Origin of the sequence: Tepidibacter mesophilus (genome assembly GCF_002724055.1) — a bacterium.
Taxonomy (GTDB): Bacteria; Bacillota; Clostridia; order Peptostreptococcales; family Peptostreptococcaceae; genus Tepidibacter_A; species Tepidibacter_A mesophilus.
Genome location: NZ_BDQY01000012.1, coordinates 55569 through 80378 on the forward strand (window position 1 = coordinate 55569; position 24810 = coordinate 80378).

The 24810-nt window shown below is 27.8% G+C and carries 22 protein-coding genes and 2 pseudogenes; all 24 read left to right on the forward strand.

The genetic code is table 11. From position 1 onward, the window contains the following. Nucleotides 1-8 precede the first annotated feature (8 nt). Nucleotides 9-581, forward strand: a complete 573-nt coding sequence (locus Tmeso_RS09205; protein ID WP_099190458.1) for a hypothetical protein — start codon at nt 9-11, stop codon at nt 579-581. Continuing rightward, on the forward strand, nt 582-1988 hold the full coding sequence (locus Tmeso_RS09210) for a phage baseplate assembly protein V (protein WP_099190460.1): 1407 nt from the start codon (nt 582-584) through the stop codon (nt 1986-1988). Then, nucleotides 1985-2611, forward strand: coding sequence for a hypothetical protein (locus Tmeso_RS09215; protein WP_099190462.1), 627 nt, complete (start codon nt 1985-1987; stop codon nt 2609-2611). The genes Tmeso_RS09210 and Tmeso_RS09215 overlap by 4 nt, the downstream gene beginning before the upstream one ends. A gap of 19 nt (nt 2612-2630) precedes the next feature. Then, complete coding sequence (locus Tmeso_RS09220; protein WP_099190464.1) at nt 2631-3155, forward strand: imm11 family protein; 525 nt, start codon at nt 2631-2633, stop codon at nt 3153-3155. A 21-nt stretch (nt 3156-3176) separates the two neighbouring features. Beyond that, nucleotides 3177-3575: a DUF4280 domain-containing protein gene (locus Tmeso_RS09225; RefSeq protein WP_099190467.1), complete on the forward strand. Its 399-nt coding sequence runs from the start codon at nt 3177-3179 to the stop codon at nt 3573-3575. A 51-nt stretch (nt 3576-3626) separates the two neighbouring features. Further along, nucleotides 3627-6617, forward strand: a complete 2991-nt coding sequence (locus Tmeso_RS16710; RefSeq protein WP_207653842.1) for a hypothetical protein — start codon at nt 3627-3629, stop codon at nt 6615-6617. A gap of 22 nt (nt 6618-6639) precedes the next feature. Continuing rightward, nucleotides 6640-7146, forward strand: a complete 507-nt coding sequence (locus Tmeso_RS09235) for an ankyrin repeat domain-containing protein (RefSeq protein WP_099190469.1) — start codon at nt 6640-6642, stop codon at nt 7144-7146. A gap of 885 nt (nt 7147-8031) precedes the next feature. After that, complete coding sequence (locus tag Tmeso_RS09240; RefSeq protein ID WP_099190472.1) at nt 8032-8502, forward strand: SMI1/KNR4 family protein; 471 nt, start codon at nt 8032-8034, stop codon at nt 8500-8502. A 597-nt stretch (nt 8503-9099) separates the two neighbouring features. Next, on the forward strand, nt 9100-10989 hold the full coding sequence (locus Tmeso_RS16430) for a CdiA C-terminal domain-containing protein (RefSeq protein ID WP_207653843.1): 1890 nt from the start codon (nt 9100-9102) through the stop codon (nt 10987-10989). A 6-nt stretch (nt 10990-10995) separates the two neighbouring features. Beyond that, the gene (locus Tmeso_RS09250) at nt 10996-11442 is read left to right on the forward strand and encodes a hypothetical protein (RefSeq protein ID WP_099190474.1); all 447 of its coding nucleotides are present in this window, start codon (nt 10996-10998) and stop codon (nt 11440-11442) included. A gap of 105 nt (nt 11443-11547) precedes the next feature. Beyond that, a pseudogene (locus Tmeso_RS17170) lies at nt 11548-11721 on the forward strand (IS6 family transposase); the annotation flags it as partial. Between the two features lie 788 nt (nt 11722-12509). Further along, nucleotides 12510-12905 (forward strand): annotated as a pseudogene (locus Tmeso_RS09255) (SMI1/KNR4 family protein); the annotation flags it as partial. A gap of 750 nt (nt 12906-13655) precedes the next feature. After that, the gene (locus tag Tmeso_RS09260) at nt 13656-13889 is read left to right on the forward strand and encodes a hypothetical protein (protein ID WP_099190476.1); all 234 of its coding nucleotides are present in this window, start codon (nt 13656-13658) and stop codon (nt 13887-13889) included. Nucleotides 13890-13925: 36 nt separating this feature from the next. After that, complete coding sequence (locus Tmeso_RS09265) at nt 13926-14630, forward strand: IS6 family transposase (protein ID WP_099190478.1); 705 nt, start codon at nt 13926-13928, stop codon at nt 14628-14630. Between the two features lie 129 nt (nt 14631-14759). Beyond that, nucleotides 14760-15728 (forward strand): Rpn family recombination-promoting nuclease/putative transposase, encoded by a 969-nt coding sequence (locus Tmeso_RS09270; protein WP_099190480.1) that lies wholly within the window; start codon nt 14760-14762, stop codon nt 15726-15728. A 1124-nt stretch (nt 15729-16852) separates the two neighbouring features. Beyond that, entirely contained in the window at nt 16853-17476 is a 624-nt protein-coding gene (locus Tmeso_RS09275) for a tetratricopeptide repeat protein (RefSeq protein ID WP_242967903.1), read from the forward strand. 348 nt (nt 17477-17824) lie between these two features. Continuing rightward, complete coding sequence (locus tag Tmeso_RS09280) at nt 17825-18451, forward strand: hypothetical protein (protein ID WP_099190484.1); 627 nt, start codon at nt 17825-17827, stop codon at nt 18449-18451. A 22-nt stretch (nt 18452-18473) separates the two neighbouring features. Then, a complete protein-coding gene (locus Tmeso_RS09285; protein WP_099190486.1) occupies nt 18474-19907 on the forward strand; it encodes a contractile injection system protein, VgrG/Pvc8 family in 1434 nt (477 codons plus the stop codon). A 13-nt stretch (nt 19908-19920) separates the two neighbouring features. Then, nucleotides 19921-20904: a pentapeptide repeat-containing protein gene (locus tag Tmeso_RS09290; protein WP_099190488.1), complete on the forward strand. Its 984-nt coding sequence runs from the start codon at nt 19921-19923 to the stop codon at nt 20902-20904. Nucleotides 20905-20906: 2 nt separating this feature from the next. After that, nucleotides 20907-21425: a hypothetical protein gene (locus tag Tmeso_RS09295; RefSeq protein ID WP_099190490.1), complete on the forward strand. Its 519-nt coding sequence runs from the start codon at nt 20907-20909 to the stop codon at nt 21423-21425. Then, on the forward strand, nt 21425-23077 hold the full coding sequence (locus Tmeso_RS09300; protein WP_187296291.1) for a DUF4280 domain-containing protein: 1653 nt from the start codon (nt 21425-21427) through the stop codon (nt 23075-23077). Before Tmeso_RS09295 ends, Tmeso_RS09300 begins: the two co-directional genes overlap by 1 nt. 7 nt (nt 23078-23084) lie before the next feature. Next, nucleotides 23085-23576 (forward strand): hypothetical protein, encoded by a 492-nt coding sequence (locus Tmeso_RS09305; protein ID WP_099190494.1) that lies wholly within the window; start codon nt 23085-23087, stop codon nt 23574-23576. A 145-nt stretch (nt 23577-23721) separates the two neighbouring features. After that, complete coding sequence (locus tag Tmeso_RS09310; RefSeq protein WP_099190496.1) at nt 23722-24054, forward strand: hypothetical protein; 333 nt, start codon at nt 23722-23724, stop codon at nt 24052-24054. Nucleotides 24055-24359: 305 nt separating this feature from the next. Next, nucleotides 24360-24794 (forward strand): hypothetical protein, encoded by a 435-nt coding sequence (locus Tmeso_RS09315; protein ID WP_099190498.1) that lies wholly within the window; start codon nt 24360-24362, stop codon nt 24792-24794. Nucleotides 24795-24810 lie beyond the last annotated feature (16 nt).

The window sequence follows — 24810 nt, forward strand, 5'->3', positions numbered from 1 at the left end:
TATAGTTTATGGGATATGATGATGAGAAAATAATAGAATTAATAAATAAATCTAAACTTAATAAAGACATAAATGAAGGACCAATAGTTATAAATAATAATTCATATGAGTTCGTGGACACATATTTTTTTGAAGATCAAATATCTTTAAAAATACCAAAAGAATTTATAGACATGCCTATGGATATTCAAGATATAAAGTATCCATCTGTAAAAAGACCTCAAATAATAAAAACCGATGATTCAAACAATATAAATATAACACTAACACATATAAAAAGCGGGCTAACAAATGAATTAGTTGGGGAACTACTAAAGAGTATGGAAAAAATAATTAAAAAACAAAATCCTCTAAATGTTATATATGATAACAAAACTATTAATGTAAACGAAAAAAACATAGGTTGCTTAGAGTTTAAAAATAGTGCTATAGATGATTTTGTATATAATTTAATGTTTTTCTTTGAATTTAAAAAAGAAACTATTATGGGAAACTTTGTATGTCCATTCAATGAACATGATGTATGGAAAAAAGTTGCTCTAGATATAGTAAAGAGTGTAAGGGTGAAGGAGGAAGAATAAATGAATGATTTTATAACATATAACCAAATATATGTATCCTCATTTGAGTTTGAAAAGCTTCTAAATCTAAGTATTACACAAAAAATAAATGAACATACAATCCTCAAATTAAGAGGAATAATACCCTTTGAAATGCAAGACGAGTATGTTGAAAACATTTCCTCAGACCAAGTTATAGAGGTTGGGTTGAAAAAGGAAGATGGAAATCAAATAATATTCAAAGGATCTGTAAAAAACATAGATATTGAAAACAATGGAGAATTAAGAATTTTAAATTTGGAGGCAACTTCATTCACATGTTTTGCAGATTTTAAGAAAAAGAAAACAACATATCAGTGTAAAGGAATGTTATATACAGATTTTTTCAATACTATGAGTAAGTCATACAACCAGGGGACTTTTATTGATATGGCTTCAAATGATTCTAGTATTGAACATATATTAGCGCAATATAATGAAACAGATTGGGACTTTTTAAAAAGAGTTGCATCAAGTTTTAATATGCCAGTGATTGCTAACTCAAGATTAGATGGAGTAAAAATACATATAGGGTTACCAGATATAACAAGCAACGAGCCATTACAGGCTTCAAATTATAAGGTTAAAAAAGATATTAAAGAACATCAGATAATAAATCAAAACTATAAATCAGATATAAATGAAAATGACTTAATAAGCTATGAAGTAATTACAAATCAAATGGTAGAGTTAGGGAATAAGGTTGAGTTTAAAAACTTAATCTATCGTGTATATTCAAGCAAAATCGAATTAATAGATGGTTTATTACAAAATACTTGTGTGCTAAAGAATGACAATGGATTTATTGTTCCCAAATTAAAAAATGATTCGATTCAGGGGCTTTCACTTGAGGGGAATGTGGTTGATATATCTAAGGACAAGATTAAGGTTAAGCTAGATATTGATAATAAATTCGATGAAGGAAAAGCGTTTTTTTATAACTATTCAACTCCATATTCATCAAAAGATGGTAGTGGATTTTACTTTATGCCAGAAAAAAATGATAGGGTTATACTTCAATTTCCTAGTGTGGATGAAGATAAAGCATATGCTAAAAGTAGTGTTGACTTACAGACAAATAGTTCAAAGCGTAGCGATAGTAATATAAAAAGAATAAGTACTAAACATGGAAAAGAGATTGTATTTAAGCCAGGGGCAGTTGAAATTGTAGCTAATGGGAATTTACTTATAAAACTGTTGGATGATGGAGGAATAGTTATTAACAGTGATAAAAAAATAACACTTTCAGCACAAGATGATATAAATATCTTAAGTGGAAGTAATATATCAATTAAGGGTTCTTCAGGTGTAAATTTAAAACAGGGTAGCTCAAATATAAATATCGCAGACAAAATAGATATAAGTGGCTCTAAGGTAAATGTAAAATGATAAAAAAAGCAGATAAAATGGACAAGATTACACACTTTTATGAAAATTACATAGAAAATAGCTATAAAGAAGTCTTTATTGAGATAGAAGATGACTATATCAAAAATAAGGATACCATAATAGACAATATTCAAAATACCATAAATAAAACCTGTGAAGAAATATATAAGCTACAGCAAAATGAAGAAAAAGAACCTATAAAATATATTTTCATTTCATTTTTAAGAACTCAAATATTAAGAAATAGTTCAAATTATCGAGTGGATTTCTATGATGATAGGATTTTTTTAGATGAAGATGAGTGTCATTGTTACTTTGACATGAATTTTATATTTAAACCATTGTTTAAAAAAATGGATGAGATTGAAAAGAAAAAAGATGATTCAATGTATATGAGACAAGTAACTAGCATTGATGTAGAAGACTTTAAACTATACGAATCTTTAAAATATAATCTATTAGCAAAGGAAATTCTTAAAGAAAATATAGATACAATTTTTAAAGGTGAGAACTTTGATTTGTTAAAGAAAGATAAGGAATTAGTAGTGGTATTTGGTGAATATAAGGATAATTTTGAGATAATGAAAAAATTCGTACTGAGTGAAAGTAGTGTAGAAGAATAAATATTGAATTGGAGGTAAAATGGAGTATTTTTTATTAAAACAAGATGAACGATATAATGATTTTCCAATGATTATAGATTTATTTAGTAAGGTTGATAAAAGAAATATAAATATTGAAAACTACAAAAAACTGGATGATATGATGATATTTCATGTAAATGCAAGTGAAAACTCTGTATTTATGGATGTTCTAGAAAGACAAATTTATCTTATTTCGAGTGGATTAAAGGACTTAATAAGTAAATATGAACCTAATATTATTTATAAAACTGTTTTTTTAATAGATAGAGTTAATAAGGTTCAACGAAAATACTTTCTACCAATATTCTTCGAGATTGATACACTACATGAATCAAGTGAGTTCAATCTAGATAAAAGTGTTATAAAAAAGCTTGTACTAGATAAAAACAAGATAAAAGATAGAAAGATTTTTAAGATAAACAAAGGTGAAAAAACTCAAATTGTTGTAAGCCTAGATCTAGCAGAAAGCATACTTAGAAGATCTTTTATAGGGGTTAAACTTGAAGAGGTTAAAGTGAAGTAGTTATAAGAAAGAAGGTGCAATATGGCAGAAACACATGCTTATGTAGTAAGGGGAGCGAGGATGATTTGTAGTTGTGGTTCTCATAAGAGAAAAATAAACTTACCCGAGTGCCATGGAGTATATATAAAAGATCAACCAAAGATGAATCAAAATGATTGTACTCTTGAAAATATACCTTACTTTGGAATATGTTCAAATTCAAGCAGTTCAGGGGCTGAAGTTATTAATCTAGTATCGCCTAAAAGAGGTGAAATTCAAGGCTTTAAATGCGAAAGGAATTTTCTTGGAGTTTGGGAAAATGTGAAAGAAGACTGTATTATTGATGGTGTAGGTGCCCTAAAAACTGATTCTTACATAATATGTGAACATGGTGGTTGTGTAGCATTTGAAAACTCAGGACAAGTTGAACAAGAAGAATAAAGTAATTCGCTTTAAATATTTGAAATTTGAGTGAGTGGAAAGGAGTTGAATATGTCTGGATTTTTAGATATAAAAATTAAATCTCGTTTTAACATAGTAAATATAGAAGACATTAATATATCACATACCATAAATGAACACGGAAAACTATATTTACGATGTATCGTTGAAAACATAAACGAAATAGAAAATCACAATTATTGTGCTCAAAATAATACTTTATCTGAAATTATAACCACATCTTTTAAAGATAAGATACAAGTTTATAATAAAGATGAAGTTTTGTTCACAGGTTTTGTTGATAGTCTAGAAATAGAAATGGAAAATGGTGTATACTATATTATAGTAAAAGCTATATCTACAACAATATTATTGGATATTAAAAAAAGAACTAAGTCGTTTCAAGACAAAAATACAACATACATTGATATTGTTGACATAATGAAAAAAAACTATGCATCTTTTATATGCAATCCACATGAAAAATTTAAAACACCAATAGGAAAACCAATAATTCAATATCAAGAAACAGACTTTGAATTCCTAAAAAGATTAAGTAGCATGTTCAATGATATTTTGGTATGTGATACACTTAAAGAAACACCACATCTTCACCTTGGATATCAAGAGGGAAATACATATAATATAAAAGAGAATCTACCCTATAAAGCTTACAAAAACCTTGAACTTTTCAACAAAAGTGGGGGATCTGAAAACGGATTTAATGATACGGATTTTTTCTATTACGAAATAGAAACCTATCAAAGATATAAATTAGGAGACAAAATAATCTTTAAATCTAAAGATGTTTATGTAACAAGCGTAGATGTAAACATTATTAAAGGGGAACTTATATATAAATACATACTATCACAACGAAAAGCTATAAGACAAAATACTATTTTCAATGATAAAATAAAAGGCGCATCAATAGAAGGACAAGTACTAAGTGTAAGTGGCGAAACACTTAAAGTTCACTTATCCTTAGACAAAAACCAAGACAAAGAAAAAGCACATGATTACATATATTCACCTGTAAAGGGAAACTCTCTTTACTCTATGCCACAAGTTGGAAGTCATACAAATCTGTATTTTCCAACAAATAAAGAAGAAGATGCATTTTGCGATTCATGTGTAAGAAAAAATGCAAAAACTTGTAGTGAATTACATAACCCAAATAACAGATACCTTAGAAGTGAACATGGAAATAAACTTTCAATAAAACCCGATAGCATAAAACTAGAAGGTGCCACAAAAGAACCTCTTAGTATATCCTTAGATGAAAACGAGGGTATACAAATACTAAGCAATAAAACTATTACACTTACAGCAAAAGACAGCATAGAATTTAACACACCAAAAAAAATAAACATAAAAGCAGAAACAAAACTCGTAGCCCAAAAAACTAACAGCAAAAAATCTCTTTACATAGAAGGAAGCCATAACTTCCTAGGTGCAGATATAGTACCACAAGCAACCCAAAGAGAAACCTATCCACCTTATGATGATGACGAACCAGAAGTAGCTCCAGAAAAACCATTTAATCTACTAGAACTTATGGGAAATGCACTTGCAGCAGTAGCAACAGTAGCAGTAATAGGTATAGGAATAGCAGCAACAGTAGCAACATATGGTGCTGGAGCGACTGTTGCAATAGGATTTGTTGCAGGTGCATTAGCTCTTATAAGTGCAGCAACCAAACCCAAAGCTGTTACCGACGCTATCTTTGAGCCCGAATACCCCATAGATGGAGAAGCGACCACGGGTGCCATGGGGTACTTTAAAGAAGAAGTCGAGGAACCAACCATGCTATCTGTAGTAGGTAATTTCTTAGGTGGAGTTGGTGATGGTGTAACTGATATGGTTACAGGGATCTATGATATGTGTAGACATCCAATAAGAACTGCACAAGGACTTGGACAGATTATTTTAAGTTTTCCAGCATCAGTTACAGCAATTGGAGACGCAATAGGAAAATCTTTTGTAGATAATGTTATCCACGGAGATGCAAATTCAAGAGCAAGATTTTTTGGTAGAACGGTATTTGAAGTAGGAAGTATCGTAATTCCAGCTAAAGTTGCATCAGTTGGAAAAATTGAAAAAATGGTTCAGGCACAAAAATTACAAATGGCTCTCAAAGGCATAGATATTGTAAAGGGTATATCAAAAACAAAAGCATTTGCAAAAGTAGCTGGTATAATAGAAAAAGCTGATCTTGTAAATAAGCTTAATAAACTAAAATTCGCAGATGATGTACTAAAAAGTATAAAAAATGTACCAGCAAGTGTTGTAACCAAAATAGATAAAGTAGTAAAAGAAGTTAAGAAAATACCTGGAAAAATTGGAAATATAGAAGTACCGATTCCAAGAATAAAATTTGAACGTCAACGTCAATTTGCCTTTAACTCTCGAGGTACAATGCCAAATACTAAGTTTAATTTAGGGTTTGATACAGAAAATATTAAGATATCTGAAATATATAATGATATATCAAAAAAGATTGGCGGATCAGGTAAGGGTAAACCTGTAAGCGAATATCTTGATGGTGTAGTTGATGTGTCTGGTAATATCAATACTACTAAGATGAGGAAGCTTAAGAACGCCATTCAAAATAATAAGTTCACTGCAGATGAGCTTTCTGAAATTAAAAAAAATATGGAAAATCTAGGTATTACTTCGGAGTTTAATGAGCAATTATTAAAAATTAATTTTGGTAAGTATCTTAAAGGGTTAATTGGTGACCCACCTGCTGATATGATAAATGCTCATGCACATCATACTCTATTTAAGAAAGGACTTGGTGAGGCTCAGCAAGAAATTGTTCAAGAAGGTCAAGAAATATTAAGAAAACATGGTATAGACCCGATAATTGGTAAAGAAAACCTTATTTGGGCACCAAACAGAATTAAAGGTCAACATGATATTTCAGCATTAGAAAATGTTGTGAATCAATTGAAAGCTGTTGATGCTGCAGGTGGGGATTATGATGACTTTGTTGAAATACTAGAAGACCTTGGTAAACAAGCAGCTTCTAGAAAATAAAAATTCAAAGGGAGGAAGTAGAATGGATAATATTCAAATTGCAAAAAAATTACGTGGATCTATTAAAGAGGCTAATCTAGAAGAAGTGAAATCTATACTTGAAAAACAACCAGAAATGCTAAACAGTATGACACCATTTGGAACATGGTTACATGTAGCGTCAGCTCAAGGACATTTAGAGATAGTTAAATATCTAGTTGAAACAGGCTTTGATGTTAACTCACAGGGCGGTACTTTTTCAACTAATGCACTTGAGAGAGCATCAACAAAGGGGCATTATGATATAGTAGAATATCTTCTTAATCAAAACATTGAAATAGATACTAGTGAGCCAGATAGAAATCCTCTTTTTGCTGCAATATATGGTGGTCACAAAGAAATTGTGAAACTGCTGATTGGAGCAGGGATAGATATATCTATACGTTACACGGGTGATAATATGAAAAATATGGGTGCTTATGAGTTTGCCGTTGAAAGAGGACAAACAGATATAGCCGAGTACCTAAAACAAAAGCTTCAAGAAATGTAATTTATCATAAGTCGTTGGATTGAGTTTTAATGAGTGATTTGAATTTCTGGTGCAAAAATAAAAGAATGTATAACTATCTCAAAAATTACAATATTGACGAATAAATGGTTTATTTAAAGAGTTTTTATTAATACATAAAAACTTAATTTAATATTTTTATAATATTGTATTTTTTCAATGGAATTGAAAGTAAATAACCACAAAATACCTCTAACACAAAGTGAATACATAAGTTTTTCTTGTTATTTAATTTTTAAGTTTTCAAGGTGAAATTGATTTTAAAATCTGTTAAGAAATTTTGATTGTTTGAGCGATAGTGAGTTTCAAAATTTTAAGATTTTAAAAGAAATGAGCCTATGAAAAGTAAAAATTAAATAAGGAAAAACGTTGTATTCATTTGTGGTAGAGGGGCTAAAGAACGAAATTTGGACAAATAGATGTTTGTTTTTTTGAAATTAAAAAGTGAAAGTAAGATTTACTTAATAATATTAAATAATTTTTTTGCTATGACGGTTATCATATGATAACTGTTTTTTTAGATTTAATTTATAAATAACATTAATTATATAAGTCAGTATGGATTTAATACAATTTTCATATGTATTTTTGAACTTTGAAAATTAAATAATATAATTTGTTAGTATAACTGTAAAACAAAAATAGTAGCTTAAAGCCACCTGAAGAAAAACATATCCACCTTTTGAAGACGAAGTAGCATCAGAAAAATCATTTAACTTACTAGAACTTATTAAAACATTTTTAATGCAGAAAATAAGGGGTTTTTAGTTATAAATATTTTCTATATATTAGATTATGAGTTTTTGTATAAATGCTGATAAGATAAATTAAAATGGTATAAATTTATGAATTTTTGGAGGAATGGTTATGAATATCAAATTTGAATATACATTTAAATCTATTGAGGCACAAGATATTGAAGCTTCTGAAAAAAAGTATGGGTTTACACTTCCTAATGACTATAGACAGTTTTTACTATTGAATAATGGTGGAAAGACTGATAGAAGAAGATTTGATACTAAAGATGAAAATGATAATGGAATGATAACTTCTTCAATTGTGCTATTTTGCCCTCTTTCAGATGAGGTAGGGTTTAATCTTGAAAAAAATTATTGTGTATACAATAAAGAAGGAAAATTAATAGCATCTAAGTTCCTCCCTATAGGAATAGATCCAGTAGAAAATTTAATATGCATTTCTGTAGAAGGAAATGATAAGGGTGCAATTTATCATTGTGACATGGCTTATATAGAAGAAGATGGAATATTAGAGATGGACTGTATACGGTTGATAAGCAGAGATTTCACAGAATTTATTGAAAATCTATATATTCCTTAAATTTAAAGTATTGGTCTAGACTCGGAATTTAAAAGAGTAATATAAATTTTTATCTTTTCAATAAAGATTCTAAGCTTCAAATAAGGAAAAATGCTGTATTCATTTGTGTTAGAGGTGCTAAAGAGCGAAAGTTAGATAAATATATGTTTTGTGTTTTGGAAACTAAAAATTTTAAGATAAGATTTAGTCATATTATACGCTTGCAAATACAGATTATGAAATAAAAATGAGCATGGTTGATGTATTTAATAATATAAAATAAGACAATCAAAAAAATTAAAAGTACAGTAAATATATTGCTTAGTAAATTGTAAAAAGATAAAAATCAGTAATTTTGTGGGAGTTAAGTACATTTATAGAGATCATTTAAAAATTGTATTATACCTTTCTGAAATATAGAAAACTAATAACAATGATGTTTTTGTGTTTAAGTTAGAAAAAAAGTGATGAATATATTCCTTTAAAATATAATATTAGGATATATAAAAGAAAAAATGATATTGTTAAATAAATTTTAAAGTTATAACGGTTATCGTATGATAGCTGTTTTTTAGATTAAATACTATTTTCAATGATAAAATAAAAGGTGCATCAATTTTGTATTTTCCGACAAATAAAGAAGAAGATGCATTTTGCGATTCATGTGTAAGAAAAAATGCTGAAACTTGTAGCGAACTACATAACCCAAATAACAGATACCTTAGAAGTGAGCATGGAAATAAACTTTCAATAAAACCAGATAGCATAAAACTAGAAGGTGCCACAAAAGAACCACTTAGTATATCCTTAGATGAAAATGAAGGGATACAAATACTAAGCAATAAATCTATTACACTTACTGCCAAAGATAGCATAGAATTTAACACACCAAAAAAAATAAACATAAAAGCAGAAACAAAACTCGTAGCCCAAAAAACTAACAGCAAAAAATCTCTTTACATAGAAGGAAGCCATAACTTCCTAGGTGCAGACATAGTACCAAGAGCAACACAAAGAGAAACTTATGAACCTTATAAGGATGACGAACCAGAAGTAGCCCCAGAAAAACCATTTAACCTACTAGAACTTATGGCAAATGTAGTTGCAGCAGTAGTAACAGTAGGAGCAATAGGTGCATTTGCATTAGCAGGTGTTGCAGTAATTGGACTTGGAGCAACAGTTGCAATAGGACTAGCAGTAGGAGCATTATCCCTTATAAGCATGGCAACTAAACCAAAAGCACTGACCGATGCTATCTTTGCCCCCGAGTACCCCATAGATGGGGAAGCGACAACGGGCGCCATGGGATACTTTAAAGAAGAAGTAGAAGAGCCAACTATGTTATCTAGGATAGCGAACTTATTGGCAGGTCCTGGTGATGGTATAAACGATACGGTTATAGGTATATATGATATGTTTAGACATCCAATAAGGACTGGACAAGGACTATTACAAATTCTAGAAGATCCTGATGCAGCAGTGTTAGCTATTGGATTATCAATAGGGGAATCTTTCGTAGATAATGTAATCAATGGAGATGGAAATACAAGAGCAAGATTTTTTGGTAGAAGTGTATTTGAAGTAGGGACTATCCTGCTTCCATATAAAGTTGGATCAATTTCAAAAATTGAAAAACTGGCTCAAATCAAAAAAATGGAAATGGCAATCAAAGGCATAGATATAGTTAAGGGTATATCAAATACAAATGCATTTGTAAAAGTAATGAGCATAATAGAAAAAGCTGATCTTGTAAATAAGCTTAATAAACTAAAATTTGCAGATGATGTACTAAAGAATATAAACAATATACCAATAAGTGTTAGAACAAAAATAGACGATGTAGTAAAAAATGCAAAAGATATATCTAAAAAAATTGGAGATATAGAAGTACCAGTTCTAAGAAAAGTACCTGAGTTAGCTGGTTTTGGTGACTTAGGATTTTATACAGAAAAAGTTAAATTATCTAAAATAACTAATGATATATTTAAAATGAGTGATGAAGCAGCAGAAACGGGTAAGAAGAATGTAGATAATGTTATTGAGGACACAAGTAAAACTAAATTAACAGAACCTTCACTAGAGAGAGGTGGCAAACCGAAAGGGAATTATGAAAATGAGGTTGATAGAGGTATTTGCAGACAGAATGAAAGTGCTGACTTATTTGCAAATGAGGGATATGATATAGAGATGTTAAGTGAAGTAAACGGAGGGAATGGACACGGTATAAAACCTACATCAAATCCAGATTTTCTAATAGATGGAAAGCCTTTTGATTGTTATGCACCAGATGTAAATACCAGTATTAATAATATATGTAGAACAATAACAAAGAAAACTAAAAAACAAGCTGAAAGGATTGTTCTTAATTTGGACGATTATCCTATAGAAAAAGTGGACGAATTGATAGAAAACATATCTAGAAAGGCTAATCCAAATGGAGATTTGAAACATTTACAGGAATTATTTATTGTGAAAGATGGTAAAATTACAAGAAAGTTTGTGAGGTAAAACAATATGGATTACGAATTATTTTTATTTTCAACTTATAATGCGGAGTATATGGCTAATATGTTAATTGATATAGCAAAAGATATTGTAGAAAAAGATATTGAGATGAAAGTATATGAAGAAGATGAGATTTATATTGGATGTAGCTATTTTTCCATGAGCGTAGAAATAGAAGATATAGCGGATTTGGAATTTATAAAAAAGAACTATGATTTGGATATAAACTTATGCATAGATATTCAAATATTTTGTAATACTTTCGACTTGGGAATGCCAAAAGTATTAAGAATTATTGGAAAGCTATTAAATCTAATTAATGGTGATGTATTGTTACTAGAAAATGGATCAAATCAAGTTTTGAAAAGAAAAAGCAATATTTTAGAGGTCAATAGTAGCTTTGATAATTATAACTTCAACGAACTTGAAATTCCATATACTCAAGTAAAGTTATAATTAAGGTTCTGGTGCAAAAACTGAAATTGTGATATAAGTATCCCAAAAATTGGAGAACCTATTATGTCATAGGATTTATTTAAGTGGAAGCACTTTGAATCAGAAATAATACTTTTATGTGTTACATGGTATCAGAAATATTCGTTAAGCTATAGAAATTTATTAGAGATGATGAGTGAAAGAGCTTTATCAATATCTCACATAACAATAATGAGATGGGTAGATGGATATTCTGTTATTACTGATAAAAAAATAAGGAAATACCTAAAGAAAACAAATTAGGATTTCTATAGACTATAAGTGCATCGTTATTAAACTAAAGAAAGGTTGAAGAAATTCAATCTTTCTTTTTTGAAAATGAATTTATGAATTACACTATTATATTAAAATAATACTGATTTAATAAAAGGTTTTATAGATTTTTATTATAGAATATAAATATACAGACGTCAAAACACCTCTAACACAAAGTGAATACACAAGTTTTTCTTATTATTTAATTTTTAAGTTTTCAAGGTGAAATTGATTTTAAAATCTGTTAAGAAATTTTGATTGTTTGAGCGATAGCGAGTTTCAAAATTTTAAGATTTTAAAATTAATGAGCCTATGAAAACTAAAAATTAAATAAAGAAAAACGTTGTATTCATTTGTGGTAGAGGCGCTAAAGAACGAAATTAGGATAAATATATGTTTTGTTTTTGAATTTAAGAATGAAAAACAAGATTTACTTATAATGTTAAATAATTTTTTAAAGGAAAAACAGTTATCAAGTGATAGCTGTTTTTTTTAGATTAAGTTTAATGTATATATTTTTGCACTTTGAAAATTAAATAATATGATTTTATAGTATAACTGTAAAACAAAAATAGTAGCTTAAGCCAACGGAAGAAAAAAACATCCATCTTTTGAAGACGAATTAGAAATAGCATCAGAAAAATCATTTAACTTACTAGAACTTATTAAAAGATCTTTGATGTAGAAAATAAGGGGTTTTCAGTTATAAATATTTTTTATATATTTAAATCTATTGAGGTACAAGATATTGAAGCTTTTGAAAAAAGTATGGGTTTAAACTTCCTAATGATTATAGGCAGTTTTTACTATTAAATAATGGTGGAAAGACGGATAGAAGAAAATTTGATACTAAAGATGAAAATGATAATGGAATTATAACTTCTTCAATTATGTTATTTTACCCTCTTTTAGATGAGGTAGAGTTTAATCTTGAAAAAAATTATTGTGTATACAATAAAGAAGGAAAATTAATACCATCTAAGTTACTTCCTATAGGAATAGATACAGTAGAAAATTTAATAGGCATTTCTGTAGAAGGAAATAATAAGGGAGCAACTTATCATTGTGATATGGCTTATATAGAAGAAGATGGAATATTAGAGATAGATTGTATAAGGTTGGTAAGTAGAAATTTCACAGAATTTATTGAAAATCTATATATTGCTTAAATTTAAAGTTTTGGTTTAGATTCGGAATTTAAAAGAGTAATATAAATTTTTATCTTTTCAATAAAGATTCTAAGTTTCAAATAAGGAAAAACGCTGTATTCATTTGTGTTAGAGGTGCTAAAGAGGGAAAGTTAGATAAATATATGTTTTGTGTTTTGGAAACTAAAAATTATAAGATAAGATTTAGTTATAGTATACGCTTGCAAATGTAGATTATGAAATAAAAATGAGCATGGTTGATGTATTGAATAATATAAAATAAGATAATCAAAAAAATTAAAAGTACAGTAAATATATTGCTTAGTAAATTGTAAAAAGATAAAAATCAGTAATTTCGTGGGAGTTAAGCACATTTATAGATATCATTTAAAAATTGTATTATACATTTCTGAAATATAGAAAACTAGTAATGATGTTGTTGTATTAAGTTAGAAAAATAAGTGATGAATATATTTCTTTAAAATATAATATTAGGAGATATAAAAGAAAAAATAATATTGTTAAATAAATTTTAAAGTTATGGAGGTTATCGTATGATAGCTGTTTTATTGGATTAAATTTATAAATAAAATTATAGGAATGATCACATAAGTTAGTACTGATCTAATGCAATGTTTATATGGAAGATAAATCTATATAAATATATGCTATCATAACTAAACTCTATAAGACAAAATACTATTTTCAATGATAAAATAAAAGGCACATGATTACATATATTCACCTGTAAAGTGAAACTCTCTTTACTCTATGCCACAAGTTGGAAGTCATACAAATCTGTATTTCCCAACAAATAAAGAAGATGCATTTTGCGATTCATGTGTAAGAAAAAATGCTGAAACTTGTAGTGAATTACATAACCCAAATAACAGATACCTTAGAAGTGAACATGGAAATAAACTTTCAATAAAACCAGATAGCATAAAACTAGAAGGTGCCACAAAAGAACCTCTGAGGATTCTGGTGCAAAAATTAAAACAGTGATATAATTATCTCAAAAATTGTAAGATTGGAGAAACGATTATGTCAGAAAATTTATTTAAGTGGAAGCACTTTGAATCAGAAATTATTCTTTTATGTGTGAGATGGTACTTAAAATATTCGTTAAGCTATAGAAATTTAGTAGAAATGATGAGTGAAAGAGGTTTATCAATATCGCACACGACAATAATGAGATGGGTACATGAATATTCTCCTATTATTGATAAGAAAATAAGGAAATATCTAAAGCCAACAAATGATTCATGGCGTGTTGATGAAACTTATATAAAAGTTAAAGGAGAATGGAAATATTTATATAGAGCAGTTGATTCAAATGGAAATACAATTGATTTCTATTTTAGTGAAAAAAGAAATAAACAAGCTGCCAAGAATTTCTTTAAGAAAGCCTTAGGCTCAATTCATAACCAGCAGCCAAGAATGATAACGGTAGATAAGAATAAAGCTTATGAGGTGGCTATACCAGAACTTATTTATGGTGGAGTATTAAGTTGTAGAGCAAGTTTTAGGCAAATAAAATATTTAAATAACATTGTGGAACAGGATCATAGATTTATCAAAGGGAAGATAAAATCTATGATGGGATTTCAAAACTTTGAAACAGCACAAAAAACTATTTGTGGAATTGAAATAATGAATATGATAAGGAAAGGGCAGGTTGAAGAAATTCAATGTGTCCTTTCTGAGGTTCGATTGATAAACAAAATTATGGGAGCGACTGCATAAGATTATACTGATTTAGCAAAATAATTTTCTTTATTTTGATTTTTGCACCAGAGGCAAAAGGACAAAAATTATGAAGTGGAACAAATAGATTCTTCTATGGTATAATTAAAGAAAAAGCTGGTGATAACGATGGACGATAATATAAATCACGAACATGATTTAGGATATAAACATATACTTTCACATAAGAAAAATTTCATGGAATTCTTAAGAAGTTTTGTAAAAAAAGATTGGGTGGATTTAATAAAAGAAGAAAATCTAATATTAATAGATAAAGAATTTATACAAGAGGATTTTAAAGAGGAAGAAGCAGATATAGTATATAAAGTAAATATAGATGGTAAAGATATAATATTTTATATATTATTAGAACTTCAATCAAAAGTAGACTTTAGAATGCCAATAAGGCTGTTAATGTATATGACAGAAATATGGAGAGATGAACTTAAAAATACAAAGGATAATATAAAAAAGAGAAAAGACTATAGATTACCTGCAATTATTCCGATAGTGTTATATAACGGTAAAAATAACTGGACAGCAGCAAGGAATTTTAAAGAGATATTAAATGGATATGAATTATTTGAAGACAATATAATAGATTTTAGATATTTATTGTTTGATATAAATAGAATGGATAAAGAAGAATTAATAGAGATAGCAAATGTAGTAAGTTCTATATTTTTACTAGATCAGAATGTAGAAGTAGATGAAATAATAAATAGGCTAAAGATAATAGGAAAAATAATAAAAAAAGGTGCAACAAAGGAACAAGAAAAAGCATTTAGAAGTTGGATTATAAATATATTTAGAAACCGATTTAAAGGAGAAGTAAAAGACAATATATATGAATTACTAATAGAAACATCTAAAATGGAGGTGGATGATATGGTAAGTAATTTAGGTAAAAAGTTAGAGGAAGAATTGAAACATAGAGAAGAAAAAGGAGCACAGCATGAAAGAGATAAAATAAAGAAAGAACAGATAGAAAGAATAAAAAAAGCATTGAAAAGAGGATATAGCATAGAAATCATTATGGAAATATTAGAAGTATCTGTGGAGGAAATAGAAAAAGTAAAAGAACAGTTAGTTAATTAATGTCTGTAAAAATAATATTATAATTATAATCTAAAGTATTAAAAATTACAAAAATAATACGTATAAAATAAAAAAAGGAAAAGCTATAAATTTCATTAGAAATATAGTTTTTCCTTTTTTGTTTTTTGAAAATTAACAATAAAATAAAAAGCTAGGTTCTGGTGCAAAGATTTAAACAGTGATATTAGATAAAGTCAATAAATTAGGATTTTTATAGACTGGAAGTACATTATTATTAAACGAAAGGACAGGTTGAAAAAGACTCAATCTGTCTTTTTTTAAGGTTTTAAAATTAATGAGCCTATGAAAAGTAAAAATTAAATAAGGAAAAACGTTGTATTCATTTGTGGTAGAGGCGGTAAAGAACGAAAGTTAGATAAATATATGACTTGAAAAATTAAAACCACTATTGGAAGAATTTAAAGACTATGTAGATAGAGAAATAAAAGATGCATTGCCAAAGAGGCCTTTGACCAGATCACTAGAATATATCAGAAAGCTATCACCTAAAATTGAAGCTGTATTAGAAGATTAATCTTTGAGATAGATAATAATAGACTGAAAGAGCTATAAAGCCCTTCGTAATAGACGGAAAAATATCTATTATATTTAATGAACGAGATGGCGAAATTGGAAGATATAGAAAGCACCAAAGAAAACTTACTAGCAATAATGCCTTGGTCAGATACTTTGACTGAGGAATTTCAAATCAAAAATAAGAAATAAATTTTAAAAATTCAGTATACTAATTTTTCTAGTTAGTTATACTGGATTTTCTATTTCAAGACGGTAAATCTTTGACAGATACCGATAAACAAGGAAATATATGTTGTTTTATTCCAAGTGATAATCAAAAATAATTAAAACATATACAAGCAACAGTGATATTTAATCAATGCTTGAATTAGTAAAAAATACCCATAAAAGGAAGAGTGTAGCCTTCCGATACAGAAGAGTACGAAGCAAATAATTTACAATTATTCAAATGATAAATTTAATAAACAATCGAGGTTTTATTTGAAGCTTTAAAAAAAACTGAAAGTATTTTATTACGTCAAAAATAAATTATATGCTTTTGTATAATGAATAATGTTTATCATAAGGAGGAATTAAATGTGAAAAAAATGTATAGACTTTTAGTTACTGTGATGATTGTTTTAATATCTATAGCTGGGTGTTCTTACGATAAGGAAAAATATACCCTTTCAAAAGTAAACGAAAAATTTGCAAAAGGAGCGTATGGTGAAGCTGTTCAAGAAGGTGAGACGTATTTAAAAGAAAATCCAGATTCTGATTCGATTTTAGATGCTGTGGGATGGGCATATTTAAGGTTAAATAAATTAAATAAAGCAGAAGAATGTTTTGATAATGCTATAAAAATAAATAAAGAAAATGATCAAGCTTATCTTGGTAAGAGTATTATGTATAATGAGCAAGGAAATTTAAAAAAAGCTAGAGAATGTGTTGCTAAGGCAATAGAAATTAATCCAAACGAAGTGATTGCATACGCAAGTTTAATATCAATAGAACTGAAAGAAAATAATTTTGAAAAAGTAGTTGAGTATGGTGAAAAGGCTTGGAAAATAAACAGAGAATATGCTGATATACCAGCTTATTTATCTGTTGGTTATCATTATCTTGGTGATTATAAAAAACGTGATGAATTCTATGAACATGCAAAAAAATTGAACTTCGAAGGTTTGCAGTGGCTAAAACAGATTTATAATGGGGAAGTAGTTATAAACTAATTCATAAGTTATTATTGAAATTATTTTTTATTAAATAAATATTTTAATTTTATAATACTAAGATTATATAATAAAATATATTTTTTTAAAAAGAGGAGAAATCTAGTAGGTGTTTTGAGTACTAACTTTTTATTAGGTTCTTTTATAGGATTTTATAGGTTAAGGGTCTAGAGGTCGATTACGTCATCTAAACGTGAAAATAGACCGAATGGACGATTTACAATAATGGAAATATTTATTAAAATTATAATTTATAGGAAGTTATTTGATTTATATAGAGCAGAAACTTCCAAATTGTGTATTATCAAGAAAAATTCTTTTAGACTAGTTAAAAAGAGGAGGTATAATATGGATTTTTTAGATGAAAAAATAGCATCTTTTAAGCAATCAAAAAGAATATTAAAAGAAGAGGAAATTAAGCAAAAAGAAGATTCTACAATACAAGAGGAGAACAATACAAATTTATCTTTAGAAGAAATTATAGAGTGTATTAAAAATGAATACCTAGAAATAGAAGATAGAAAATTCGATTTTAAAACAGTAGATTACTTAGATGGTAAAATACGTATTCCAATGGTAGAAAATTATTTTCAAGAAGTAGTAAAGGATTCTAATGCAATAGCATTACAGAATGAGACCGAAGGCGTAAGTTTTATGTGTAGTTATATTAAAGAAAAAATTTTAACTAAGACTTTTGATGAATTTAAAAGGGGTATGGAGCAAAATTTTAAAGATATGGAGTTGTATCTAGAATGGATTGAAGAAGGTGACATTAAAAAAGATGACATGGTCTTAGAGTATGGAATATTTAAAACACCAACAGGTAAAGGATATACATATAATTTAATATTTTTTATGAAGGACAATACAAATACACAACTTATACTAGGTAATTTTAATTGCTTCTATAAAGATATTACAGTTTGGGAAAATATTATCAAAGGGATAATAAATTTAGTACAAATCAATATATAAAAGAAACAGGGGGGGTGATTATATGAATATAAATGCATTATCATATGAAGATATAAGAATATCTACATATGAGATGGAATATATAAAGGATTTAAAAATCACAAACAATATTAATGAACATGGATATCTAGAATTTAATGGTGTATTAGTTAATGAAAGAAAAGAGGAACAGATACATTCAACTCAGGAAAATACCCCTATTGAGGTATATTACATGAAAGAAAATGAGAAGATATCTATATTTCATGGGGTAATAACGAAAATAAAAATAGATGTTGCTGAGAAAGTATATAACATATATGTACAGGCAAAGAGCTATACTCATCTTATGGACATTTCAAAAAAATCACGTTCTTTTCAAGACAAAAATATGTCCTCTCATGACCTTATAAAACAAGTTATGAAGGACTATAGTACATCAAATCATATTATACAGGTTCCCAATGTTCCTATAGGTGAGATAGTTATACAATATAATGAAACAGATTGGCAGTTTTTAAAACGATTTATATCTAGATACAATGCTGGGTTATTCCCTGCAATAGAGTTTCAAGATATACATTATTTTATAGGAACTCCAGATGTATTTATAAATATTTCATCAAAGATTAATAACTACACAGTATATAAAGATTTAGATATGTATGAATATATTAAAGCAAATCATATGAATGATGCAAAAGAAATAGATTACACGATTTATGAAATAGAGATATTTGAAATATTAAAGTTAGGCAGTCATATTAAGTTTCAAGAAAAAGATTTTTATATAAGTTCCGTAGAGCACTGTTTAAGAAATGGTATAGTACATAATATGTACAAGGTACAGTTGAAAAATGGACTTAGACAAAAAAAACTATACAATGAAGAAATTATAGGAATATCAATAGGTGGCAAAATCATACAAGTAAATAGGGATACAGTAAAAGTACATCTTCAAATAGATAAAAGTCAGGATAAATCAAAAGCATACTGGTTTTCCTATTCAACAATGTCAGCTTCTCCAGATGGTAGCGGATGGTATTGTATGCCTGAGATTGGCGATAGTGTTAGAGTCTACTTTCCAACAAAAGAAGAAAAAGAATCCTATGCAGTTAGTTCTGTAAGTGGCTATGTACCAAAGAATACAAGTGAAAGAGATAGAATGGGAAATCCAGATGTTAAATATTTAAGAACAGCACATGATAAAGAAGTTAAATTTACTCCAGATGGAATATTAATATCATGTGATGGTGGAGCTTCATCAATTAAGTTAAATAAAGATGGAAGTATTAGTATTTCAGGGCAAAATAGTATAAATGTAAATGCAGCAGAAACTATAGACATTAGAGCAGAAAAAACATTAACAATGACAGCTAATGAAACCATAGATCTTTTATGTGATAAAGGTGGAAAAATAGAATTAACACAAGCAGGAGAAGTTTTAGTTAAAGGAACAGAAGTAAAAAATAACTAAAAAGGTGATTTTTATGAAAAGAGAAGATGCGCTTATTAATTTTAATGAGGAATATACAAATGAATTACTAAACAAATATGAACAAATATTTTATGAAGATGTAATAGAAAATAAAGATTTATTAAGAAGTACTGTAATGGATAGTTTGAAAAATATATGTGAAGATATATCTGATTTTCAAAATGAATTAGAGTATTACAAAATAAAATATTTTCAATTTTCTATACTAAGGACGAGTATTATAAGTGAAAGTTACATTTTTCTTTTGAGTACATATAATCAAGAATGGTACTTAGATGACAACGCAAAACATATGGAATTAGATATGTCTTTTTTATTTAAATCTTTAAAGAATTTGTATAATGAACTATACCAAAAAAGTAAGAAATTCATAGGGAAAATAAACAAATATGATATTGAAAAAATAATTTTAAGTCAGGCAATGAAATATAACGAATATATAGCTTATACAGTACGATTTATTCTTCAAAATATAGAAAAGGAAGAATGGTTTGATAAAGTAAAAAAAACAGATATCTATTTTATTCGATGGGGAGAATACCAAGACAAAAGTGAGTTAGTTTACATAATGGATAATAATAAAAAAACGATGAATGATTTTATAAAAGTCCTAGGGTTGACAAATGAAGAAGCACATAAAGATGAACTTGTATATTCTGTTTGGAAAGATACTGAAATTTCAGATGTTATTTGTATAGAAAAAAATATGATGTTTTCTAATTTCAAAAATAGTAAAATAAGTAATTTAAGCTTTGAAAAAAGTATTTTATTAGGGGCAAGTTTTGAAAATGCTATTCTTCAAAATGTAAATTTTAATAAAACTAATTTAGTCGGAGTTAACTTTATCGGTGTTAAATTTGAAGATGTTAAGTTTGAGGAAGCTATATTGGATGGAGCAATATTTAATCAAGAGGATGTTCCGTTTTTACATCTTTCATCATCACAGCTTCAAGTAATTTATATAAAAGGTGATTAAATATGAAATATTTTATTGTAAATCAAGATAATGAAACAGTAAATTCGATAAAATTGAGAGATTTTCAAAGTAACAAGCATGTAATATTTACAAAAGATCAAGAAAGTACATTAAATGAGATTTCAACAATATTTGTAACTGGAGATGAAGATAGCATTTATACAGATTTTATAGAAAATCCTGTATTTTTAATATCAAAAGAATTGAAAAAAGTATTTGAAATGCATGAGCATACTTTAATATATAAAACAGTTGTACTATCTAATATAGAGCAACAGATACAAAAAGTATACCATATGGTACTAACAGACATTATAGATGCAATCAGTGATGAAACAACATATTACAAAAACGATTGGGAAAAAAATATTGTACTTGATAAAAGTAAAATACAAAATCACAACATATTCCAAATAAAAGGAGTTACTAAAAATTACTTCATTGTTTCATTAGATGTGGCAGAAAGTATTCTAAGAAGAGGTTTTGTAGGAGTGAGTTTTGAAGAAGTAGAGGTGATATGATGATAGGTGCAGAAATTGTTGCTGCGGGTATATATGGCGCTATAAAAGCAGTTACAGAGAAACCCACTAGTTACGTAGTACATGGAGCAACAATACAGTGTTCTTGTGGATTAAGGTTAAGCAATATTGTTGTACAATTAAGCCATGGTGAATTCATACATAACATGCCACAGTTAAATATAGGAGATAGCAAACCAAACGAAAATATATTATCATTTGGAGGATGTACGAGTCCAGAAAATCCAGCTGTCAAAGCAGCAGCAGAAAAAATAATGAAGGAAGTACAGGAAAGAGAAAAAGGATTTATGGACCGTGTAATGGACTTTTTTTGCAAAAAGCCAAAGGAAGAAGTCAATGAAGATTTTGTAAAAAAATGCGCAGGAGAATGTATACCAATAATAAAGATTGAATGGGAAGGTGGAAAAGAAGACGTATTAGTAGAAGATAAAATGGCACTATTGACTACCAGTACACTTAGCTGTATCTATGGTGGAAATATAACAATAATTGATAATGGGCAAGAACAGGTAGAAGATGCCATGGAATCTCCACCACCATCTTTAGATGAAAATAGTGACGGGATGAGGGAAGAAACTGAAGCATACGCATCAAGGCTAAAAGAAAAGTATGACCTAAGTGAGCGAGAATATAAAGTGTTGCTAGGGTTAAATGTTAAAAATTTAAGGCCTAGGACTAAAGCCGTTCTTGAAAAGCATTTAGAAAATATATTTATAAAAGATCAAAAGAAAAAGAAAAATTCATTATCTCCATCCTATTATGATTATCAATCAGGAAAAGCATATTTAAAAGAAAATAAATCAATAAAAGAACGGGCTGATGAACTTGCAAGTGTAGTAAGTTTTATAAATAATGTGAATTATATCTATAAAAATGATAATAAATCTCTTATTGAGCAGGCAAAGTATATATCAGAACTTGAAAAATATAAGAATGAAAAAGATCCTACAACTAGAGTATATAAAGCATATATAGCAACAAACCCAAAAAATAGAACTGGATTTCTTGTTAATTTTGATGCTGGGTTTGATGAACGTTTAAAAGAAATTGCTCCTTATGGAGATATAACAAAAGTAACGGTAGATAAGCTGGATTATTTATATAGATCAAATCATGTCGATAATACTAAAGATATAAGCGAGACAGCTAATTTACTTGCAGGATCACTTCTTACTGTATGGAATGCACAATCAATAGAGAATTATCAGAAATCAAAGATAACTAGTAGCACAAAGAAAAGTATTAATGAGCCTGTAGTTGAAGTTGTACAAAAAACTGACACAAGTTATGAACAGTCAGTTGATAACTTTATGAACAACACAGAGAACTTTAATGTGAAAAATATTTATACTAAAAGTGTAGATGAGATTGCTCAAATATTTAAGGATTCTGGGTATAATGTTAGAATAGAACCTTCTAAATCAGGAAAAGCAACAATGATAAGAATTGATGGTATGAAGGGTCCTAGGACTATTAATACTATTCAAGTACATAATGGAGGCGGAAGACATGGATTAGACTATATTAAAGTAAAAGGAAATAATGTAAGTTACAAGATAGTAAATGGTTCAAGTAGTGAGTATATAGGGAATCCTGAACTTGAGAAGTGCGAATTTTATTGGTTAAAGGAGTAGATTAATTATGAAAGATAATTTTATTGATATATATGCCCCAATAATACCTGGAAGAGGGCTTGGAGGCGTAGAATTGAGAACACATTTAAATGAATATTATGATGTATTAAATAATTTTGATTGGAGAAATAAAAAGAATTGGATCCCAGAATGTATGTCAAGTTTCCATGTAGGATATAAAAAGGAGAATATATGCATAATGATTTTTGATATTTTGAATGGTAAGCTTATGAAAATGACTGCGCTTAAAGATTATGAAGGTATTTTATTAGATAAAATAAAAATTGGAATGTCGCTTGAAGAAGCATTAGAGAAAGAAGAAAATCTTATTTATGATGATGAAGAAGAATGCTATAAAATTCAAGGTGTTAATGGGGTTATAATAGAGCCAGATGCATATTACAAATATATTGAATCAATAACGATTTATATAAGTGAATTAGATGAATTTCAGAATGATTTTGCTAAATCAGAAGAGATATATAAAGGAAAATGGTAAAAACGAATTGAAAAATAGAATGAGATTAAATAATTGAGAAATAAGCTCAATTATCTAATTTTGGTCCTAATTCAGAAAAAAGTTATAGTGACTCAATATGGAGAGCAAATTAATAATAGGAAAAAATTATTCAGGGAGTTACTTGATGAATAAATATATAAAAATATTAAGGAAAGTTTTAAGTGGGATTTCAAATATATTAGCAATATGTTTAGTAGTAGTTGCTTACATCCATCCGATTTATAAATATTCTGGAACAGAGTTACCATATATTGTTGAGGTTAATTCGATAATAATAATTTTTCTTTTTTCAGGATTAAGTATTTTTTTATCTATTATAGGTTTTATTACAGGGAGAAAGAATAAAGTTACTTTAGTTTTACTTATTTTTTTGTTGATTACAAATGTTTATAAAATAAAGGAGATTTTGATTATAAATGATTTAATAGAGAAAGGAATGATACCATATAGTTATTAAACATAAATTGAAATTTAAAGAAAAATTTATTAAGATGTTTGATTTTGATGAATATATGAGACCTTTTCTATTAATGTGTGGAGTACTATATATTATGGGGATTTTTAAATTTATATACTTATTAAAGAGTTTTAAAGGTTTATTGTTATATCTAGTGCTTATGTTAGGTTCTTTAATTATTATGTTTATACCTTTAAAAATATATCAATCAATTTGTAGATTTGTGGGAGCTAATAAGGTATATAACAATATAAAAAATAAATTATAAAAGGGTAAATTGAAAATAGAAAAGAGTGATGAACAAAATGGATATAAAGAGAACTCTTTTAAGTGTAATAGTAGATACTATTATTGCAGTTATTATAGTTGTAATGTGTATGACAACTGTACTATTTTTTCTTAATATAAATAGTGAAGATACTTCCATACAATCTATTGTTATTGGAGTTTTTACTAGTAGCTTAATTACGACTATTTTATTTCAAAAATATTCTTCAATATTTCCATTAAAATTGACAATGAAAGGACAAAAAATAATAATTAAGCAGTTTATTGGGGACAAAGAAATTGATTTAAAAGATATTGAGAATATATCTAAGATAAAAACTATGAGTGGTATTACTGGGTCTATAACTTATAAAGTTTTTTATGATAACAATATAATAATGCTTAATAATAATAGATTTACGAACTTAGATGATTTTATGAATAAAATAACTGCTAAAAAACAATTGCATTAATAAATATAATGTGATG

Bases quoted from the DNA above. Each gene is read 5' to 3' on its own strand.
- Tmeso_RS09300 (WP_187296291.1), top strand. From the start codon at position 21,425: ATGATAGGTGCAGAAATTGTTGCTGCGGGTATATATGGCGCTATAAAA.
- Tmeso_RS09295 (WP_099190490.1), top strand. From the start codon at position 20,907: ATGAAATATTTTATTGTAAATCAAGATAATGAAACAGTAAATTCGATA.
- Tmeso_RS09220 (WP_099190464.1), top strand. From the start codon at position 2,631: ATGGAGTATTTTTTATTAAAACAAGATGAACGATATAATGATTTTCCA.
- Tmeso_RS09205 (WP_099190458.1), top strand. From the start codon at position 9: ATGGGATATGATGATGAGAAAATAATAGAATTAATAAATAAATCTAAA.
- Tmeso_RS09305 (WP_099190494.1), top strand. From the start codon at position 23,085: ATGAAAGATAATTTTATTGATATATATGCCCCAATAATACCTGGAAGA.
- Tmeso_RS16710 (WP_207653842.1), top strand. From the start codon at position 3,627: ATGTCTGGATTTTTAGATATAAAAATTAAATCTCGTTTTAACATAGTA.
- Tmeso_RS09275 (WP_242967903.1), top strand. From the start codon at position 16,853: ATGTATAGACTTTTAGTTACTGTGATGATTGTTTTAATATCTATAGCT.
- Tmeso_RS09310 (WP_099190496.1), top strand. From the start codon at position 23,722: ATGAATAAATATATAAAAATATTAAGGAAAGTTTTAAGTGGGATTTCA.
- Tmeso_RS09250 (WP_099190474.1), top strand. From the start codon at position 10,996: ATGGATTACGAATTATTTTTATTTTCAACTTATAATGCGGAGTATATG.
- Tmeso_RS09280 (WP_099190484.1), top strand. From the start codon at position 17,825: ATGGATTTTTTAGATGAAAAAATAGCATCTTTTAAGCAATCAAAAAGA.
- Tmeso_RS09240 (WP_099190472.1), top strand. From the start codon at position 8,032: ATGAATATCAAATTTGAATATACATTTAAATCTATTGAGGCACAAGAT.
- Tmeso_RS09235 (WP_099190469.1), top strand. From the start codon at position 6,640: ATGGATAATATTCAAATTGCAAAAAAATTACGTGGATCTATTAAAGAG.
- Tmeso_RS09290 (WP_099190488.1), top strand. From the start codon at position 19,921: ATGAAAAGAGAAGATGCGCTTATTAATTTTAATGAGGAATATACAAAT.
- Tmeso_RS09210 (WP_099190460.1), top strand. From the start codon at position 582: ATGAATGATTTTATAACATATAACCAAATATATGTATCCTCATTTGAG.
- Tmeso_RS09270 (WP_099190480.1), top strand. From the start codon at position 14,760: ATGGACGATAATATAAATCACGAACATGATTTAGGATATAAACATATA.
- Tmeso_RS09260 (WP_099190476.1), top strand. From the start codon at position 13,656: ATGCCACAAGTTGGAAGTCATACAAATCTGTATTTCCCAACAAATAAA.
- Tmeso_RS09285 (WP_099190486.1), top strand. From the start codon at position 18,474: ATGAATATAAATGCATTATCATATGAAGATATAAGAATATCTACATAT.
- Tmeso_RS09315 (WP_099190498.1), top strand. From the start codon at position 24,360: ATGGATATAAAGAGAACTCTTTTAAGTGTAATAGTAGATACTATTATT.
- Tmeso_RS09215 (WP_099190462.1), top strand. From the start codon at position 1,985: ATGATAAAAAAAGCAGATAAAATGGACAAGATTACACACTTTTATGAA.
- Tmeso_RS09225 (WP_099190467.1), top strand. From the start codon at position 3,177: ATGGCAGAAACACATGCTTATGTAGTAAGGGGAGCGAGGATGATTTGT.